The 18,750-nt window shown below is 63.9% G+C and carries 15 protein-coding genes; 1 reads left to right on the top strand and 14 read right to left on the bottom strand.

Features of this window, described 5'->3' with window-relative positions; all coding sequences use genetic code 11:
• Positions 1–6: 6 nt before the first annotated feature.
• From rplV to rpsL, 11 genes are all read right to left on the bottom strand, one after another.
• A complete protein-coding gene (gene rplV / locus QX010_RS01180) occupies positions 7–387 on the bottom strand; it encodes a 50S ribosomal protein L22 (protein ID WP_315714562.1) in 381 nt (126 codons plus the stop codon).
• A gap of 10 nt (positions 388–397) precedes the next feature.
• On the bottom strand, positions 398–676 hold the full coding sequence (gene rpsS, locus QX010_RS01175; protein ID WP_006611842.1) for a 30S ribosomal protein S19: 279 nt from the start codon (positions 674–676) through the stop codon (positions 398–400).
• Between the two features lie 12 nt (positions 677–688).
• Positions 689–1,522, bottom strand: coding sequence for a 50S ribosomal protein L2 (gene rplB / locus QX010_RS01170; protein ID WP_006611841.1), 834 nt, complete (start codon positions 1,520–1,522; stop codon positions 689–691).
• Positions 1,523–1,534: 12 nt separating this feature from the next.
• Positions 1,535–1,834, bottom strand: a complete 300-nt coding sequence (locus QX010_RS01165) for a 50S ribosomal protein L23 (protein ID WP_172108066.1) — start codon at positions 1,832–1,834, stop codon at positions 1,535–1,537.
• Entirely contained in the window at positions 1,831–2,451 is a 621-nt protein-coding gene (gene rplD / locus QX010_RS01160; RefSeq protein WP_006611839.1) for a 50S ribosomal protein L4, read from the bottom strand. The genes QX010_RS01165 and rplD overlap by 4 nt, the downstream gene beginning before the upstream one ends.
• Positions 2,452–3,171, bottom strand: a complete 720-nt coding sequence (gene rplC, locus QX010_RS01155) for a 50S ribosomal protein L3 (protein ID WP_006611838.1) — start codon at positions 3,169–3,171, stop codon at positions 2,452–2,454.
• A gap of 57 nt (positions 3,172–3,228) precedes the next feature.
• On the bottom strand, positions 3,229–3,537 hold the full coding sequence (gene rpsJ / locus QX010_RS01150) for a 30S ribosomal protein S10 (protein WP_002712302.1): 309 nt from the start codon (positions 3,535–3,537) through the stop codon (positions 3,229–3,231).
• Positions 3,538–3,627: 90 nt separating this feature from the next.
• On the bottom strand, positions 3,628–4,818 hold the full coding sequence (gene tuf / locus QX010_RS01145; protein ID WP_006611837.1) for an elongation factor Tu: 1,191 nt from the start codon (positions 4,816–4,818) through the stop codon (positions 3,628–3,630).
• A 39-nt stretch (positions 4,819–4,857) separates the two neighbouring features.
• A complete protein-coding gene (gene fusA / locus QX010_RS01140) occupies positions 4,858–6,930 on the bottom strand; it encodes an elongation factor G (RefSeq protein ID WP_316177107.1) in 2,073 nt (690 codons plus the stop codon).
• 33 nt (positions 6,931–6,963) lie between these two features.
• Complete coding sequence (rpsG, locus tag QX010_RS01135) at positions 6,964–7,434, bottom strand: 30S ribosomal protein S7 (protein WP_006611835.1); 471 nt, start codon at positions 7,432–7,434, stop codon at positions 6,964–6,966.
• A gap of 30 nt (positions 7,435–7,464) precedes the next feature.
• The gene (gene rpsL / locus QX010_RS01130; RefSeq protein WP_006611834.1) at positions 7,465–7,836 is read right to left on the bottom strand and encodes a 30S ribosomal protein S12; all 372 of its coding nucleotides are present in this window, start codon (positions 7,834–7,836) and stop codon (positions 7,465–7,467) included.
• A gap of 649 nt (positions 7,837–8,485) precedes the next feature.
• On the opposite strand from rpsL, the gene QX010_RS01125 reads away from it, so the two are divergent.
• Entirely contained in the window at positions 8,486–9,718 is a 1,233-nt protein-coding gene (locus QX010_RS01125; protein WP_316177106.1) for an NAD(P)/FAD-dependent oxidoreductase, read from the top strand.
• Here QX010_RS01125 and QX010_RS01120 read toward each other — a convergent pair.
• The 3 genes from QX010_RS01120 to rpoC form a co-directional block, all read right to left on the bottom strand.
• Entirely contained in the window at positions 9,646–11,970 is a 2,325-nt protein-coding gene (locus QX010_RS01120; RefSeq protein ID WP_316177104.1) for an ABC transporter ATP-binding protein, read from the bottom strand. The genes QX010_RS01125 and QX010_RS01120 overlap by 73 nt on opposite strands.
• 86 nt (positions 11,971–12,056) lie before the next feature.
• Positions 12,057–14,120: an FAD-dependent oxidoreductase gene (locus tag QX010_RS01115; RefSeq protein WP_316177103.1), complete on the bottom strand. Its 2,064-nt coding sequence runs from the start codon at positions 14,118–14,120 to the stop codon at positions 12,057–12,059.
• A 338-nt stretch (positions 14,121–14,458) separates the two neighbouring features.
• Entirely contained in the window at positions 14,459–18,658 is a 4,200-nt protein-coding gene (rpoC, locus tag QX010_RS01110) for a DNA-directed RNA polymerase subunit beta' (RefSeq protein ID WP_315800976.1), read from the bottom strand.
• Positions 18,659–18,750 lie beyond the last annotated feature (92 nt).

Here is an 18,750-nt window from a genome sequence, read left to right as displayed (position 1 = left end):
CCTGCTTTAAGCGCTCGCCTCGACCTGACGCACAATGATCGTCAGCTGCGAAAACGGTTTGAAAACTCGGCCCGAACGGCCACGGCCGCGCGGCGAGAAACGCTTCATCACGATTCCCTTGCCGACGAAAGCCTGCGATACGACGAGATCGTCGACCTCGAGCTCGTGATTGTTCTCGGCATTGGCGATCGCCGATTCCAGGCACTTCTTGACGTCGACCGCAATCCGCTTGCGCGAGAACTGCAGGTCGGCGAGGGCGGCCGACGCCTTGCGGCCGCGGATCATCTGCGCCACCAGGTTCAGCTTCTGCGGGCTCACCCGAAGCATCCGGGCCACAGCCTTGGCCTCGTTTTCGGGGAGGCTCCGTTCGCGCTTTGGTTTGCTCATCGCTTAATCCTCAAGCCTTCTTGGCTTTCTTATCGCCCGAATGGCCGTGGAAGGTGCGGGTCGGCGAAAACTCACCGAACTTGTGGCCGACCATCTCTTCGTTGATCGCCACCGGCACGTGCTTCTGGCCGTTGTAGACGCCGAACGTCAGACCGACGAACTGCGGCAGGATGGTCGAGCGGCGGCTCCAGATCTTGATGACGTCGTGACGGCCGGACGCTCGCGCCGCATCTGCCTTCTTGAGCAGCGACGCCTCGACGAACGGGCCTTTCCAGACTGAACGAACCATGTCCGTCGTTCCTTACTTCTTCCGCTTGTGGCGGCTCAAGAGAATGAATTTATCGGTCGACTTGTTGGTGCGGGTCTTCTTGCCCTTGGTAGGCTTGCCCCACGGAGTGACCGGGTGACGACCGCCCGAGGTACGGCCTTCGCCGCCGCCGTGCGGATGGTCGATCGGGTTCATCGCGACACCGCGGTTGTGAGGCCTGCGGCCCATCCAACGCTTGCGGCCGGCCTTGCCGATCGAGGTGTTCATGTGGTCCGGGTTCGACACCGCACCGATGGTGCCGCGGCAGCGGCCGTGCACCAGGCGCTGCTCGCCCGAGTTCAGGCGGACGATCACGTAGTCCTGGTCGCGGCCGACGATCTGGGCGTAGGTGCCGGCCGAACGCGCGAGCTGGCCGCCCTTCCCGATCTTGACCTCGATGTTGTGCACGATCGTGCCGACCGGCATGTTGCCCAGCGGCATGACGTTGCCCGGCTTCACGTCGACATAGTTGCCGGCGACGATGGTGTCGCCGACCGCCAAGCGCTGCGGCGCCAGGATGTAGGCGAGCTCGCCGTCCTGATACTTGACCAGGGCGATGAAGGCGGTCCGGTTCGGATCATACTCCAGGCGCTCGACGGTCGCGGGAACGTCGACCTTGTCGCGCTTGAAGTCGACCGTGCGGTACGACTGCTTGTGGCCGCCGCCGAGGAAGCGAACCGTGATGCGGCCGGTGTTGTTGCGACCGCCGCTCGACTGCTTGCCTTCGGTCAGCGCCTTGACCGGCTTGCCCTTGTACAGGGCCGAACGATCGACCATCACCAGCTGGCGCTGGCCGGGCGTCGTGGGATTGAATGTCTTCAGTGCCATGGCAGCTCAGCCTTACAGTCCGGTGGTCACGTCGATACGGTGGCCCTCTTCGAGGGTCACGATCGCGCGCTTGCTGTCCGATTGCGAACCGAAATTGCCGCGGAACACCTTGGTCTTGCCCTTGCGGACGAGCGTGTTGACGCTCTTGACCTTGACGTCGAACAGCTTCTCGATCGCTTCCTTGATCTGCGGCTTGGTCGCCTTTGCGGCCACCTTGAACAGAACCTTGTTGTGCTCCGAGGCGAACGTCGCCTTCTCGGTCACGACCGGCGCGATGATGATGTCGTAGTGGCGCGGATCGATGGTCTTCATTTGAAGCGCGCCTCCAGCGCATCGATCGCCGCCTTGGTCAGCACGAGCTTCTGACGGCGCAGGATGTCGTAGACGTTGATGCCCTGGATCGGCAGCACGTCCAGGTTCGGGATGTTGCGGGCCGCAGCGGCGAAGCCGTTGTGCAGCTCGGCGCCGTCGATGATCAGCGCGTTGGTCAGGCCGAGACCCGAGAAGTGGCCGATCAGCGCCTTGGTCTTCGCCGCCTCGAGGGTGGCGTTCTCCAAGACGACCAGATCACCGTCCTTGGCCTTGGCCGACAGCGCATGCTTCAGAGCGAGCGCACGGACCTTCTTCGGCAGGTCGGTCGCATGCGAGCGCACGACCGGACCGAAGGCGCGGCCGCCGCCACGGAACTGCGGCACGCGAGCCGAGCCGTGACGAGCACCGCCGGTGCCCTTCTGCTTGTACATCTTCTTGCCGGTGCGCCAGATCTCGGCGCGCCCCTTGGCCTTGTGAGTGCCGGCCTGGCGCTTGTTCAGCTGCCACTGGACGCAACGCTGAATGATGTCAGCGCGCGGCTCCAGACCGAAGATGGCGTCGGACAGCTGGACGGAGCCGGCTTCCTTGCCCTCGAGGGTGGTGACTTTCAGTTCCATTTATGCGCCCTCCTGCACGGCCGGCGCTTCGGCAGCCTGCTCACCCGCGACCTTGAACTTGCCGGGCTTCGGCGCTTCCTTCGGCAGCGGCTTCTTGACGGCGTCCCGCACCGAGATCCATCCGCCCTTGGAGCCGGGCACTGCGCCTTCCACCAGGATCAGGCCGCGCTCGACGTCCGTCTGCACCACACGCAGGTTCAGCGTGGTGATGCGATCGACGCCCATGTGACCGGGCATCTTCTTGTTCTTCCAGGTCTTGCCGGGGTCCTGACGACCACCGGTCGAACCGATCGAACGATGCGAGATCGACACACCGTGCGTGGCGCGAAGACCGCCGAAGTTCCAGCGCTTCATGCCGCCGGCGAAGCCCTTACCGACCGAGGTGCCGGTAACGTCGACGAACTGGCCGACGACGAAGTGGTCGGCCTGGATCTCGGCGCCGACCGGGATCAGCGAATCCTCGCTGACACGGAATTCGGCAAGCTTGCGCTTCGGCTCGACCTTGGCGACCGCGAACTGGCCGCGCTCCGCCTTCGGCATGTAGACCGTCTTGCGGCTGCCGCTGCCGAGCTGCAGCGCGACATAGCCGTTCTTCTCGGTGGTGCGGTGACCGACCACCTGGCAATTGCCGAGCTTCAGCACGGTCACGGGGATATGTTCGCCGGTCTCCGTGAAGACCCGCGTCATCCCGACCTTTTGTGCGATCACTCCGGAGCGCATCGGCGTGCTTCCTGTTCTTCTCTATGTCCGCGATGGGGCGAACGTGAATCCAAAAACTTAGAGCTTGATCTCGACGTCGACGCCGGCGGCCAGGTCGAGCTTCATGAGAGCATCGACGGTCTGCGGGGTCGGATCGACGATGTCGAGCAGGCGCTTGTGGGTACGCATCTCGAACTGCTCGCGGCTCTTCTTGTCGACGTGCGGCGAACGGTTCACGGTGAACTTCTCGATGCGGGTCGGCAGCGGAATGGGTCCGCGAACCTGCGCGCCGGTCCGTTTCGCCGTGTTGACGATCTCGCGCGTCGACGTATCGAGGATACGATGGTCAAACGCCTTGAGACGGATGCGGATATTTTGGCCGTTCATTGCCGTATCTTTCTTTGAGTAGTGAGTGGCGAGTAGCGAACGGCGAATGGATATCTCCATTCGCCACCCGCCATTCCCTATTCGCTGTTGTTACTCGATGATCGAGGCGACGACGCCGGCGCCGACGGTGCGGCCGCCCTCGCGGATGGCGAAGCGCAGCTTCTCCTCCATCGCGATCGGCACGATCAGGTGCACTTCCATCGCGATGTTGTCGCCCGGCATCACCATCTCGGTGCCTTCCGGCAGGTGAACGACGCCGGTCACGTCGGTCGTGCGGAAGTAGAACTGCGGACGATAGTTGGTGAAGAACGGCGTGTGACGGCCGCCCTCTTCCTTGGTGAGGATGTACGCCTCAGCCTTGAACTTGGTGTGCGGCTTGACCGAACCCGGCTTGCACAGCACCTGGCCGCGCTCGACGTCCTCGCGCTTGGTGCCGCGGAGCAGCGCACCGATGTTGTCGCCCGCCTGGCCCTGATCGAGCAGCTTGCGGAACATTTCAACGCCGGTGACGGTGGTCTTCTGCGTCGGACGGATGCCGACGATCTCGATTTCCTCACCGACCTTGATGATGCCGCGCTCGACACGGCCGGTCACGACGGTGCCGCGGCCCGAGATCGAGAACACGTCTTCGACCGGCATCAGGAAGGGCTGATCGATCGGACGCTCCGGCTGCGGAATGTACTCGTCGACATTGCGCATCAGCTCGAGGATGGCGTCGTGGCCGAGCTTCTTGTCCGAATCTTCCAGAGCGGCGAGCGCCGAGCCCTTGATGATCGGGATCTTGTCGCCCGGGAACTCGTACTTCGAGAGCAGCTCGCGGACCTCGAGCTCGACGAGCTCGAGCAGCTCCGGATCGTCGACCATGTCGCACTTGTTGAGGAACACGACCAGCGCCGGCACGCCGACCTGGCGGGCGAGCAGGATGTGCTCGCGGGTCTGCGGCATCGGGCCGTCAGCAGCCGACACGACCAGGATCGCGCCGTCCATCTGCGCGGCGCCGGTGATCATGTTCTTCACGTAGTCGGCGTGGCCGGGGCAGTCGACGTGCGCGTAGTGGCGGTTCTTGGTCTCGTACTCGACGTGAGCGGTCGAGATGGTGATGCCGCGAGCCTTCTCTTCCGGCGCCTTGTCGATCTGGTCGTAGGCAGTGAACGTCGCACCGCCCGTCTCGGCCAGGATCTTGGTGATTGCAGCCGTCAGCGAGGTCTTGCCGTGGTCGACGTGACCGATGGTGCCGATGTTGCAGTGGGGCTTGTTACGTTCAAACTTAGCTTTGGCCATTTGACTCTCCGTTCAGTCGCTAACTTGAGCTAACGACAATCAGGCAAACTTCTTCTGGACTTCGGCCGACACGTTGGCCGGCGCTTCAGCGTAGTGCGAGAACTGCATCGTGAAGGTCGCGCGGCCCTGGCTCATGGAGCGCAGGTTGTTCACGTAACCGAACATGTTCATGAGCGGCACCATCGCGTTGATGACGTTGGCATTGCCGCGCATGTCCTGGCCCTGGATCTGGCCACGACGCGAGTTCAGGTCGCCGATGACCGAGCCGGTGTAGTCTTCCGGGGTCACCACCTCGACCTTCATGATCGGCTCGAGCAGAACCGACTTGCCCTTCTGCAGCGCCTCGCGGAAAGCCGCGCGAGAGGCGATTTCGAAGGCCAGCGCCGACGAGTCGACGTCGTGATACTTGCCGTCGACCAGCGCCACCTTGACGTCGACCACCGGGAAGCCGGCGACCACGCCCGCGCCGAGCACGCTCTCGATGCCCTTCTCGACGCCCGGGATGTATTCCTTCGGAACCGCACCGCCGACGATCTTGGACTCGAACACGTAGCCGCCACCCGGCTCGTTCGGCTCGACCACGAGGCTCACGGCCGCGAACTGGCCGGTGCCGCCGGTCTGCTTCTTGTGGGTGTAGTCCACATTGGCCGGCTTGGTGATGCGCTCACGGAACGCCACCTGCGGCGCGCCGATGTTCGCATCGACCTTGTAGGTACGCTTCAGAATGTCGACCTTGATGTCGAGATGGAGCTCGCCCATGCCCTTGAGGATGGTCTGGCCCGACTCGTGATCGGTCGAGACGCGGAAGGACGGATCTTCCGCGGCCAGCTTCGCCAAGGCGACGCCGAGCTTCTCCTGGTCGGCCTTCGACTTCGGCTCGATCGCGATCTCGATGACCGGCTCCGGGAATTCCATCTTTTCCAGGATCACCTGGTTGGACGGATCGCACAGCGTGTCACCGGTGCGGGCTTCCTTGAGGCCTGCGAGGGCGACGATGTCGCCGGCATAGGCTTCCTTGATGTCCTCGCGATTGTTCGCATGCATCAGCAGCATGCGGCCGATGCGCTCCTTCTTCTCGCGGGTCGAGTTCACGACGCCGGTACCCGAGGTCAGGATGCCCGAATAGATGCGGCAGAAGGTGATGGTGCCGACGAACGGGTCGTCCATGATCTTGAACGCGAGCAGCGCCAGCGGCTCCTTGTCGTCCGCCTTGCGCACGACCTCGTTGCCCTTGTCGTCGGTGCCCTTGATCGCGGGCACGTCGAGCGGCGACGGCAGATAGTCGACGACGGCGTCGAGCAGGGGCTGCACGCCCTTGTTCTTGAAGGCCGAGCCACACAGCACCGGATAGAACGCACCGGTCAGCACGGCCTTGCGGATCAGGCGCTTCAGGGTCGCCTCGTCCGGCTCCTTGCCGTCCAGGAACGCGGTGAGCGCGTCGTCATCGAGCTCGACGGCGGCTTCCACCAGCTTCTCGCGATATTCCTTGGCCTGATCGGCCAGATCAGCCGGGATCTCGGCGTAGTCGAACTTCGCGCCGAGCGCCTCGTCGTTCCAGACGATCGCCTTCATGGTCACGAGGTCGATGCAGCCCTTGAAGTTGTTCTCAGCACCGATCGGCAGCTGGATCGCAACCGGCTTCGCGCCCAGGCGGTCGACGATGTCGGCCAGGCACTTGAAGAAGTCGGCGCCGGTCTTGTCCATCTTGTTGGCGAAGACGATGCGCGGCACCTTGTACTTGTCGCCCTGGCGCCAGACGGTCTCGGTCTGCGGCTCGACGCCCTGGTTGGAGTCGAGCACGCACACGGCGCCGTCGAGCACGCGAAGCGAACGCTCGACCTCGATGGTGAAGTCGACGTGGCCAGGGGTGTCGATGATGTTCAGGCGCTTGCCGTTCCAGAACGCGGTGGTGGCAGCCGAGGTGATCGTGATGCCACGCTCCTGCTCCTGCTCCATCCAGTCCATCGTCGCGGCACCTTCGTGCACTTCGCCGATCTTGTGGCTCTTGCCGGTGTAATAGAGGATGCGCTCGGTCGTCGTGGTCTTACCGGCGTCGATATGCGCCATGATACCGAAGTTACGGTAGTCCTCGATGGCATGTTGGCGGGGCATGAAGGTGTTCCCTGATTTCCGTTCGGGCCGCTGTTACCAGCGGTAGTGCGAGAAGGCGCGGTTGGCTTCCGCCATCCGGTGCACGTCTTCACGCTTCTTCACGGCGTTACCCCGATTGTTCGAGGCGTCGAGCAGCTCCGCCGAAAGCCGCTCAGTCATCGTCTTCTCGTTGCGGTCGCGCGCGGCCGAGATCAGCCAGCGGATGCCCAGCGCCTGCCGGCGGGTCGAACGAACCTCGACCGGCACCTGGTAGGTCGCGCCGCCGACGCGGCGGGAGCGAACCTCGATGGTCGGCATGACGTTTTCGAGGGCCTGCTCGAACACCGTCAGCGGGCTCTGCTTGGTCTTGGCCTCGATGATGCCGAACGCGCCGTAGACGATACCTTCGGCGACCGACTTCTTGCCGGCGTACATCACCGAGTTCATGAACTTGGTGACGATGATGTTCCCGAACTTCGGATCCGGAAGCACTTCACGCTTTTCGGCTGAATGGCGACGCGACATGTGATCTTGTTCCCGCTTCTCTCGAACGTCTTACTTCGGACGCTTCGCGCCGTACTTCGAACGGCGCTGCTTACGGTTCTTGACGCCCTGGGTATCCAGCACGCCGCGGAGGATGTGGTAGCGCACGCCCGGCAAGTCCTTGACGCGGCCGCCACGGATCATGACCACCGAGTGCTCCTGCAGGTTATGGCCTTCACCCGGAATGTAGCCGATCACCTCGAAGCCGTTGGTCAGGCGCACCTTGGCGACCTTACGAAGCGCCGAGTTCGGCTTCTTCGGGGTCGTGGTGTAGACGCGCGTGCAAACGCCACGCTTCTGCGGCGACTGCTGCAGCGCCGGCACCTTCTTGCGCGACTTCTGCACTTCGCGCGGATTTGCGATCAGCTGGTTGATCGTCGGCATCTTGGCCTTCACCCTTCTCAACGTTCGCACGGAGACCGCGACCGGCTTCCGCAAATTCTGTTCGAGGTTCCCCGCCTCACCGGGCCGTTTCGCGCGATCAAAACCCACGCAAAACGAAATCGCGCCAACCGTTCATCGCTGAACGGAAAGCGCTTGACGCCACAGAGGACCGCGATCACCACCAGTCAGCTTGCGCTGGCTTGCGGCCTACCGAGGTCATGCATCCGAAATTGGTCTCAGGAGAACGAGCTCGAGAGATCTAATATCGTTTTGGCATTGCCTAGCTATGATCGACAGCGTTTGAGCGGCATTCGTCGAGGGTGGTGCCCGTCCCGCCCTGTTCCGGGTGGTCTGGGTGATCCGTACCGACGCTGGCGAAGCTCACCGCCTGTCGTTGAGTGCCGGCCTTTTATAAGCGGTAAATATCCAAGTCAAGCAAAACGACGCCGCAGGACGCGCAAAGAAGCGCTTCTGGCCGCTGCAGTTTCCGCTCCGACCGCGCCCCTACATCCTAAGGTATCTGTAGACCGCAGAGCCCTGCCCGCGCCGGCCCAGCCCCTCTCCAACCCAGGGACATATCCAGAGACATTGAAGATAAGGCTTTTTTTGGCTTTGGCCGACAAGGATGGCGCCCACGACGAGGCGCCCCGTGACAGACTATACCGATATTGCGATCATTGGCGGCGGCTTGGCCGGCTCGATCACGGCCGCCATGCTCGGGCGTGCCGGCATCCCGGCGATTCTGGTCGATCCCCACGCCATCTCCCCGCCCGACTTTCGAATCGAGAAGATCTCCGGTGCCGGGCAGATCGGCCGATTCCGTCGCACCGGGATCGCCGACAAGGCGTTAACCCAAGCCACCCTGACCCCGGAGAACTGGATCGCCCGATTCGGCTACGTGCTCGAACGGGCTCCGGTCCCGCAATACGGCATCCTTTACGACACGCTGGTGACGGCCGTGCGCGACGAGATCCGCGGCCGCGTGACGCGAATCGTCGCCAAGGCCGTGGCGATCACGCCAGGCGAGGATCGCCAGTCGGTCGTGCTGTCCAACGGGCAGACGATCTCCGCCCGTCTCGTCGTGCTCGCCAACGGGCTGAACGTTGGGCTGCGGCACATGCTGGGAATCACCCGCAAGATCACCAGCCCCGCCCATTCGATCTCGATCGGGTTCGACCTGACGCCGGCCGGCCGCGCCGCCTTCCCGTTCCCGGCCATGACCTACTTCCAGGAGCGGGCCGACGCGCGGGTGCCCTACATCACCCTGTTCCCGATCGGCGAGCGCATGCGGGCGAACCTGTTCGCCTATCGCGAGGTGGACGACCCCTGGCTGCGGGCGATCCGGCGCGCCCCGGTCGAAACGCTGATGGCCGCCCTGCCCGGCCTGCGGCGGATCACCGGCCCGTACGCCGTGAGGGGGGAAGTGAAGGTCCGCCCCGCCGACCTCACCATCAACACTGGATACCGCATGCCGGGCGTCGTGCTCGTCGGCGATGCCTTCTGCACCACCTGCCCCGTCACCGGCACCGGCTCCGACAAGGTGTTCACCGACGTCGAGCGCCTCTGCAACGTCCACATTCCGCGCTGGCTGGCGACTGACGGCATGGGCGAGGCCAAGATCGCGGCCTTCTATGCCGACCCGGTCAAGATCGCCTGCGATGCGTGGTCGCTCGACAAGGCCTGGAATTTCCGATCGGTCTCGATCGGGGCCAGCCCCTATTGGCAGGCACAACGCTGGGCGCGCTTTGCGGTCTCGCTCGGCCGCGGGATTCAGCAGCGGCTGACGAAGACCAATGCGCCGCTCAACGTCTATTCCTCATCATCGTCATCATCCTCCTCGTCGTCGTCATCCTCCTCATCATCGCTGTCGTCGTCGGCCTGATCGAGCCGGCTCGGCTGATGGCCCTGGTCGTCCCAGAGCTTGCGATAGGTCCCGTTCTTCGCCAGGAGCTCGGCGTGGCTACCGCGCTCGATCGCCTGGCCGCCGGAGATGACGATGATCTCGTCCATCTCGACCACCGAGGTCAGGCGGTGGGTCGACCAGATCATGGTACGGCCCTTGGCGACCTTCAGCAGGGTGCGGTTGATCGCGGCTTCCGTGGTCTGGTCCAGCGCCGAGGTCGCCTCGTCGAGCAGCAGCACGGACGGGTTGCGGATGATGGCGCGGGCGATCGCGATGCGCTGGCGCTGGCCACCGGACAGCGTGTCGCCGCGCTCACCGACGATGGTGTCGTATTTCTGCGGCAGGCTCATGATGTAGCGGTGGATCTCGGCCTTCTTGGCCGCCTCCTCCACCTCCGCGTCGGTGGCGCCCTCCTTGCCGAGCCGGATGTTTTCCCGCAGCGACATGTTGAACAGCATGTTCTCCTGGAACACCACGGCCATGCTGCCGCGCAGCGAATCGCGCGTCACCTTGCGGATGTCGACGCCGTCGATGGTGACGCGGCCTTCATCGGGCACATAGAGCCGCAGGATCAGGTTGAGCAGCGTGCTCTTGCCCGAGCCCGACGGACCGACGATCGCGATCCGCTTGCCGACGTCGAGCTTGAGGCTCAGATTGTCGAGCACCGGCGTCTGGCTACCCTCGTACTGGAAGGTCACGCGCTCGAAGGTGATGTCGTGGCTGATGCGGGGCAGATCCGGCGCGCCGGGCCGGTCGGCACCGCGGGTCGGCTCGTCCAACAACTCCTGCATGTGCCGGATCGCGGCCGCCGACGAGATCGACACCGGCACGAAGTGCATCACATGGGCGATGTTGTAGGACACCTCCCAGAATGCGCTTTCGAAGGTAACGAAGGTGCCGATCGTGATCTGGCCCTTGGTGGCGAGATAGGCGCCGAGAGCGAGCACGACGAGATGCAGCAGCAGCACCGAGATCGTGACGGTGCGCTCGACCATGGTCGACAGGAACATCGCATCGGCCATCTTGCGCCGCGCCGCGTCGTTGCGGAAGCTGAACCAGCCGAACACCTTGCGGTGCAGGCTGAAGGCCTTGATGACGGCTTGCGCCGCGATGTTCTCCTGGATCACGCCGAGCAGCGACGCTTCGTTCAGTTTCTGCTCGTAATTGGCCTGAACCGCCTTCGGCGTCAGGATGCGCGGGCCGATCAGGGTGATCGGAAACACCAGCAGCGCGATCGCAGCGAGCTGCCAGTTCAGGAACAGCATCAGAATGATGCCTGCAATCAACTCGAGGAACGGCAGCACGGCGCTGTTGGCGAAACTCTTCACGACGTTCTCGAACGCCGACATGTCGACCGAGAAGCGCGACAGGATCTCGCCGCGCTTGGTGCGCTGGAAATAGGCCGCCGGCAGGTTCTGCACGTGGTCGAACAGCCGGGTGCGGACATCCGAGATGACGCAGGCCGCCAGCCGCGCATCCCAGCGCTCGTAGAGCACGGCAATGATCGAGGTGACGATGCCCGCAACCGCCAGCACGCCGAGGATGCGGTAGAGCGCCTCGAAATCCTCTTCGCCAAGCGCATCGTCGATCAGGAACTTGAGGCTGAGCGGCATGATGACGTTGAACAGCGTCTCGATCAGAACGCCGATCGACACGAAGGCCAGCATCTTCTTGTATTTGGCGAGCAGCGGCGAGACGAAGCCGTAGATGGTCGCGAGCGCGCCGGCGGCCTCCCGCGCGGTGTAGACGACGAGATCCTCGTCGTCATCGTCGTCGTCGAGATCGTCGTCCTCGTCCTCGCCGTCCTCGTCGCCATCATCGTCGGAAGGCGACGGCGCAGGCTTGCTGGCTTGTGGCGGCTTTGAGGGCTGCGCCGGCTTTGAAGGCGGCGCCGGCTCTGGCGGCTGTGCCGGCTTGGTCGCCTCCGGCGGCGTGCCGGCCAGTAACGGCTCGGAGGGCTGCAGCGCTTCGGTGGTCGGCGGCAGGGCGGCGGCCGGTGCTTGAGTTGCCGGCGGCGATTCGGGTGTCGTTGGCGTCGCGGCGGTTCCGGAAAGCCGCTTTGCGATCTCGGCAGCGGCGCCGGCGGCAGCCGCAATTCGTTCGCCAGCGATCCGATCGTCTTCGGTCTGACCGGGCGCAGCCGAGGCCGAACCGGGTTTCGAGCCTCGCTTCGAGCCTGATTTGGAGGCCGGACCCGACCCTGACTTGGACTCTGGTTTCTTGGGCGCCATGCAACCAACCGAAGCAGCGTGGCCGACGACGCGCCAGCCTTGCGCGTCAGGCCTTTAACATCTGCACGGCGCCGCGGCCAGCGTCCTCAGTCTTCGTCCTCGACCTTGTCGAAGAACGAGTAACGCAGGCTGTCCGCGTCGGCGTACCATTGGCCCGGGCCTTTGTTGGCCGCGAGCGTCGCGGCCCACACCTCGTCGGTGCAGTCGCGGCGATGCATGGCAAGATCGAAGCCGTTGCCGAAGAACAGCTCTGACCACTCCCACCAGGTGCCGAGCTTCTTCACCCCGCGCAGCAGATCGTAGCGGTCGACCAGCGTCGGAGCCATGTCCGAGGTGATCGAGCCGAACACGAGGCCAGTCTTGACGACGCGGTTGAGCTCCCGGATCGCGCGCGCAACCTGCCTGTCGCCGAGATGGCAGAGGCTGGTCTCGAACACGAAATCGAACTCACCGGTCTTGAACGGCATGTCAGTGATCGAGCCGAGCTTGTTGTACTTCTTGAGCGCCTTCGGCGTCTTGCCGTGGATGTAGCGGTTGTTTTCGATGCCCCAGGCATCGATGCCGCGCTCGCGGAGCGCTCCTACCAGTTCACCGCTCGCGGAGCCGGCGACCAGGAGCTTGTAGCCTTTGCCCTTGCCGGCCCGGTTCCAGACGATCTTGATCAGGCTGGTCAGATAGTCCGGATCGGTGAACTGCGACCACGCTTCGCTGTACGGCCCCTGCCCGCGATAATTGTCGAAATAGTCTCGGTCGATCTTGTCCGACAGCGGCATCTCGGCCTGCGAGCGGACGCGGCGCAGCCGCATCATTTCGGTCAGGATGATGTCGGTGGCGGCGTCCGAGGAATCGAGCAGTCCGTTCAAGGTCGAATCGAACAGGTAGTCACCGACCACGACGATGCCGGGGTGCTCCTTCGGCTCAGGCCGGTGATTGGTCATGACGTCGCGTACCGGCAGACCGCCGGGCAGCGCGTTGACGGACGACAGCCAGCGATGGATCTTGCCTTCCATGAAGTGCGCGCGCGCGTCGCCGAGCGCCGCCGGGAGCGACTTCAGCGCGGCATCGATCAGTTCCTGGTCCGACAGGTTGGCGAAGGCGAGCGCATCCGAGCCTGCGATCAGCCAGTTGAGCACGCCGTGCTTGCCGACATCGTGGCGCGAGCCCTCGTTGTAGATGCAGCAGCCGCCGAACGCCTCAGACATGAACCAGGAGCCCGGAATCTTCTCGCCCCAGAACGGCTCGTCGAACAGGATCGAGACGCGCAGGTAGTGCGCGGGACGATCGAAATAGGCGATGTGCTTGATCATCGACTGGCGCAGCTTCTCGCCCTCCCAGCCGACCGTCGACAGCCAGGAATGCGGCAGGCACACCAGCACGAGATCGAACTCGCGCGTCTCCGGCCCCTTGCCGTTCATCATGTTGAGCCGGTAGCGGCCCGCCTCCGTCTTGCCGATGCGGAGCACGCGATGATTGAGCTGGATGTCGGCATCGACCTCGGAGCGCAGGCACTCGATCAGTTGCTCGTTGCCGTTCTGAATCGAGTACAGGCCGATATAGTCGTCGATATCCATCACGAAGTTCTTGAGCGCATTGAGGCCGTTGGTGTTGTGGGCCTCGGTCGCGAGGTCGGAGCGCGACATCACCTTGAAGAAGCGCTTGGCGGTGGGATCCTCGACCTCCTCATCGAGCAGCTCCTCGCAGGTCTTGTAGGCCCAGGGGTGCTCGTTGTCGTGGGCGCCGACGCCCTCGTAATATTCGACCGGCGACATCACGTCGGTGCAGCGCTTGCGGAACGCCTCGACCGCGGCAGCCGTCTTCGGCCCGTATTTGCGGCGCAGCCCCGGCACGTCGTCGAGCAGCTCGCCGTCGAGCTGGACCTGCAGCGCATCCATCGGGATCGTCTGCAGCCCGAAATGCTGGATCAGCTCGCGCAGCGGATCAGGGCCGGTCATCGAGTAGTCGTAGATTTCTGCGACACCAGCCTCGTACATCGCCGGAGCGGTATCGAACTTGCGCGTCACGATCTTGCCGCCGAGCCGGTCGGATGCCTCGTAGATCGTCACCTTGCAGAGATCGCCGAGTTTGCGCCTCAGATACCAGGCGCTCATCAGGCCACCCGGACCGCCACCAACAATCGCAAGGTCAAGCATCGAAGTTCCGCCATCTCCGGCTGTCAGCGACGTTGCCGGTCGTCCATATCAGGGGTCCTGCCACCCTCGGGGCTCGATCGGCCATAGCCTACCCGGCCCGCAGAAGGTTTGCGCCGGAGCAAATCGGCGCATCGCCACGGGAGTCGACGGAAATCAGCTCAGCGGATCTGATGCTTCCAAAAGCGCCTCTGTCCCTGAAGGGAAGATGAACAACGGGGCAGCAGCGCGGCAACAGGAGAAGAAAATGTCAAAAAAAGGCCGGCAAACGCCGGCCTTTTCTACGCGTGATGAACGCACGGCAGACCCCGACACCGTCAGGGTCATGCCGCAACCGTCCGTTACTCTGCCGGCGGCAGCGCGAGCGGCTGAGGCTCGGGCTGCGCCGGCACGATCGCCGCCTGCTTCTCGCGCTCGTCGAGAATCAGCTTGTCGCGCTTCAAGGCGACCTCGCGGATGCGGGCCATCGAGGCGCCGGTGCCGGCCGGGATCAGACGGCCGACGATGACGTTCTCCTTGAGACCCTCGAGCGGATCGATCTTGCCGTTGACCGCCGCCTCGGTGAGGACGCGGGTGGTCTCCTGGAACGAGGCCGCCGAGAAGAACGACCGGGTCTGCAGGCTCGCCTTGGTGATGCCGAGCAGAACCGGAGTGCCCGTGGCCGGCTTCTTCGCCTCCTCCACGGCCTTCGCGTTGAGCAGGTCGAACTCGATCTTGTCGACCTGTTCGCCCGAGATCATGTCGGTATCGCCCTGGTCGGTGATCTCCACCTTCTGCAGCATCTGACGGACAATCACCTCGATGTGCTTGTCGTTGATGAGCACGCCCTGCAGCCGGTAGACCTCCTGGATCTCGTTGACCAGATAGGCCGCGAGTTCCTCGATGCCCTTGATCGCCAGGATGTCGTGCGGCGCCGGGTTGCCTTCGACGATGAAGTCGCCCTTCTCGACGATGTCGCCATCCTGCAGATGGATGTGCTTGCCCTTCGGGATCAGGTACTCGCGCGGCTCCTCGGTCTTGTCGACCGGCTCGATCGAGATGCGACGCTTGTTCTTGTAGTCGCGACCGAACCGGATGGTGCCGGCGATCTCGGCGATGATCGCGGCATCCTTCGGCTTGCGCGCTTCGAACAGCTCCGCCACCCGCGGCAGACCGCCGGTGATGTCGCGCGTCTTGGCGCTTTCCGTCGAGATACGCGCCAGGATGTCGCCCGGCTTCACCGTCGAACCGACGTCGACCGACAGAATCGCGTCGACCGACAGCATGTAGCGGGCATCGCCGCCGCGGGCGAGCTTGAGCACCTTGCCGTCCTTGCCCTTGATCACGATTGCCGGACGCAGATCCGCGCCACCGCGCGTTCCACGCCAGTCGATGACCACGCGCTTGGCGATACCGGTGGATTCGTCGAGCGTTTCCGAGATCGACAGACCCTCGGTCAGATCCTCGAACCCGATCGTACCCTCGGCTTCCGTGAGGATCGGACGGGTATAAGGATCCCACTCGGCGATGCGCTGGCCGCGCTTGATCATGTCGCCGTCGTCGACATGCATGCGCGCGCCGTACTGGATGCGGTGCGTCGCACGCTCGGTGCCGTCGGGGTCGACGATCGTCACGACCATGTTGCGGACCATCGCGATCAGGTGACCCTCGCTGTTGCGGGCGATCGCCTTGTTCTTGATGACCACCTTGCCTTCGAAGTTCGATTCCACGAAGGACTGCTCGTTCAGCTGCGCCGCACCACCGATGTGGAAAGTGCGCATCGTCAGCTGGGTGCCGGGCTCACCGATTGACTGCGCGGCGATGACGCCGACGGCCTCACCGTGGTTGACCGGCGTACCGCGCGCCAGATCGCGGCCGTAGCACATCTTGCAGATGCCGTTGACCAGCTCGCAGGTCAGCGCCGAGCGGATCTTCACCTCCTGCACGCCAGCCTGCTGGATGGCGTCGATGTGGCTTTCCTCCATCAAGGTGCCGGCCTTGACCAGCACCGCGTTGGTCGCGGGATCGCGCACGTCGTCGCAGGGCACGCGGCCCAGGATGCGCGAGCCGAGCGAGGCCACGACCGTGCCGGCATCGACGATGGCGCGCATCTTGATGCCGAGATGGGTGCCGCAATCGTCCTGCGTGATGATGCAGTCCTGCGCCACGTCGACCAGACGGCGGGTCAGGTAGCCCGAGTTCGCGGTCTTCAACGCGGTGTCCGCGAGGCCCTTGCGGGCGCCGTGGGTCGAGTTGAAGTACTCGAGAACCGAGAGACCTTCCTTGAAGTTCGAGATGATCGGCGTCTCGATGATCTCACCCGACGGCTTGGCCATCAGGCCGCGCATGCCGGCGAGCTGACGCATCTGGGCCGGCGAACCGCGGGCACCGGAATGCGACATCATGTAGATCGAGTTGATGTCGGCATCCGCCCCCGTCGCCGTCTTCTTGGTGACGGAGATCTCCTTCATCATCTCCTTGGCGATCTCTTCCGAGGCCTTCGACCAGGCGTCGACGACCTTGTTGTACTTCTCGCCATGGGTGATCAGACCGTCATTGTACTGCTGCTCGAAATCCTTCGCCAGCGTACGGGTGGTGTCGACGATCTTCCACTTGCCCGCCGGCACGACCATGTCGTCCTTGCCGAACGAGATGCCTGCCTTGAAGGCGTTGTAGAAACCGAGCGCCATGATGCGGTCGCAGAAGATCACCGTCTCCTTCTGGCCGCAGTGACGATAGACCTGATCGATCACGCCCGAGATCTCGCGCTTGGTCATCAGCTTGTTGATGACCTCGAACGTCACGCGCGGATGCTTCGGCAGGAGATTGCCGAGCATCACGCGGCCCGCGGTGGTCTCGATCCAGCGCTTGGCGATCTTGCCTTCCTCGTTCATTCCCTCCCAGCGGTACTTGATCTTGCTGTGGAGATGGATGGCCTTGGCGTGCAGCGCATGCTCGAGCTCGGCCATGTTGCCGAACGCCATGCCCTGGCCGGGCATGCCTTCGCGCATGATCGAGACGTAGTAGAGACCGAGCACGATGTCCTGCGACGGCACGATGATCGGCTGACCATTGGCCGGATGCAGGATGTTGTTGGTCGACATCATCAGGACGCGCGCTTCCAGCTGCGCTTCGAGCGACAGCGGAACATGCACGGCCATCTGGTCGCCGTCGAAGTCGGCGTTGAACGCCGAGCAGACCAGCGGATGCAGCTGGATCGCCTTGCCCTCGATCAGCACCGGCTCGAACGCCTGGATGCCGAGACGATGCAGGGTCGGGGCGCGGTTCAGCAGCACCGGATGCTCGCGGATGACCTCGTCCAGGATGTCCCAGACCTCGGGGCGCTCCTTCTCGACCAGCTTCTTGGCCTGCTTGACGGTCGTCGAGAGGCCCTTGGCGTCGAGCCGCGAGTAGATGAACGGCTTGAACAGCTCGAGCGCCATCTTCTTCGGCAGGCCGCACTGATGCAGGCGCAGCTCGGGACCGACCACGATGACCGAGCGGCCGGAATAGTCGACGCGCTTGCCGAGCAGGTTCTGACGGAAGCGGCCCTGCTTGCCCTTCAGCATGTCGGCGAGCGACTTCAGCGGACGCTTGTTGGCGCCGGTGATGACGCGGCCGCGGCGGCCGTTGTCGAACAGCGCATCCACCGCCTCCTGAAGCATGCGCTTCTCGTTGCGGATGATGATGTCCGGCGCGCGCAGCTCCATCAGCCGCTTCAGGCGGTTGTTGCGGTTGATGACGCGGCGGTAGAGGTCGTTGAGGTCCGAGGTCGCGAAGCGGCCGCCGTCGAGCGGCACCAGCGGCCGCAGATCCGGCGGGATCACCGGAACAACGGTCATGATCATCCATTCCGGCTTGTTGCCGGAGTGGCGGAACGCCTCGACGATCTTCAGGCGCTTGGCGAGCTTCTTGTGCTTGATGTCGGAGTCGGTCTCCTGCATCTCGGCACGCAGCGTCTGCTCGAGCTTCTCGAGCTCGAGGCCGCGCAGCAGCTCACGGATGGCCTCGGCGCCGATCATGGCGGTGAAGCTGTCCTGGCCGTATTCGTCCTGCGCCTTGAGGTACTCGTCCTCCGACAGCAGCTGACGGTCCTTGAGCGCGGTCAGACCCGGCTCGAGGACGACGTAGTATTCGAAGTACAGGATCCGCTCGAGATCCTTCAGCGTCATGTCGAGCAGCAGGCCGATGCGCGACGGCAGCGACTTCAGGAACCAGATGTGCGCGACCGGAGCGGCGAGCTCGATATGGCCCATGCGCTCGCGCCGGACACGCGACAAGGTCACCTCGACCGAGCACTTCTCGCAGATGATGCCCTTGTACTTCATCCGCTTGTACTTGCCGCACAAGCACTCGTAGTCCTTGATCGGCCCGAAGATGCGGGCGCAGAACAGGCCGTCGCGCTCGGGCTTGAAGGTACGGTAGTTGATCGTTTCCGGCTTCTTGATCTCGCCGTAGGACCAGGACAGAATCTTCTCCGGAGACGCAATCGAGATCCGGATCTGGTCGAAGACCTGAGCCGGCGTCGTCGGATTGAAGAGATTCATAATTTCTTGGTTCATCGTATTCTCCTCGCGGGCCGATCGGGGGTCGGCCGCAAATTCGAAAATCTCTCAACGGGCGCCTTGTCCTGACCCGCGGGGGAAGGCGCCGG

Origin of the sequence: Bradyrhizobium sp. SZCCHNRI1009 (genome assembly GCF_032487575.1) — a bacterium.
Lineage (GTDB): Bacteria > Pseudomonadota > Alphaproteobacteria > Rhizobiales > Xanthobacteraceae > Bradyrhizobium.
The sequence above is the reverse complement of the archived record's forward strand: the minus strand, read 5'-3'. Positions and strand labels throughout refer to the sequence as shown.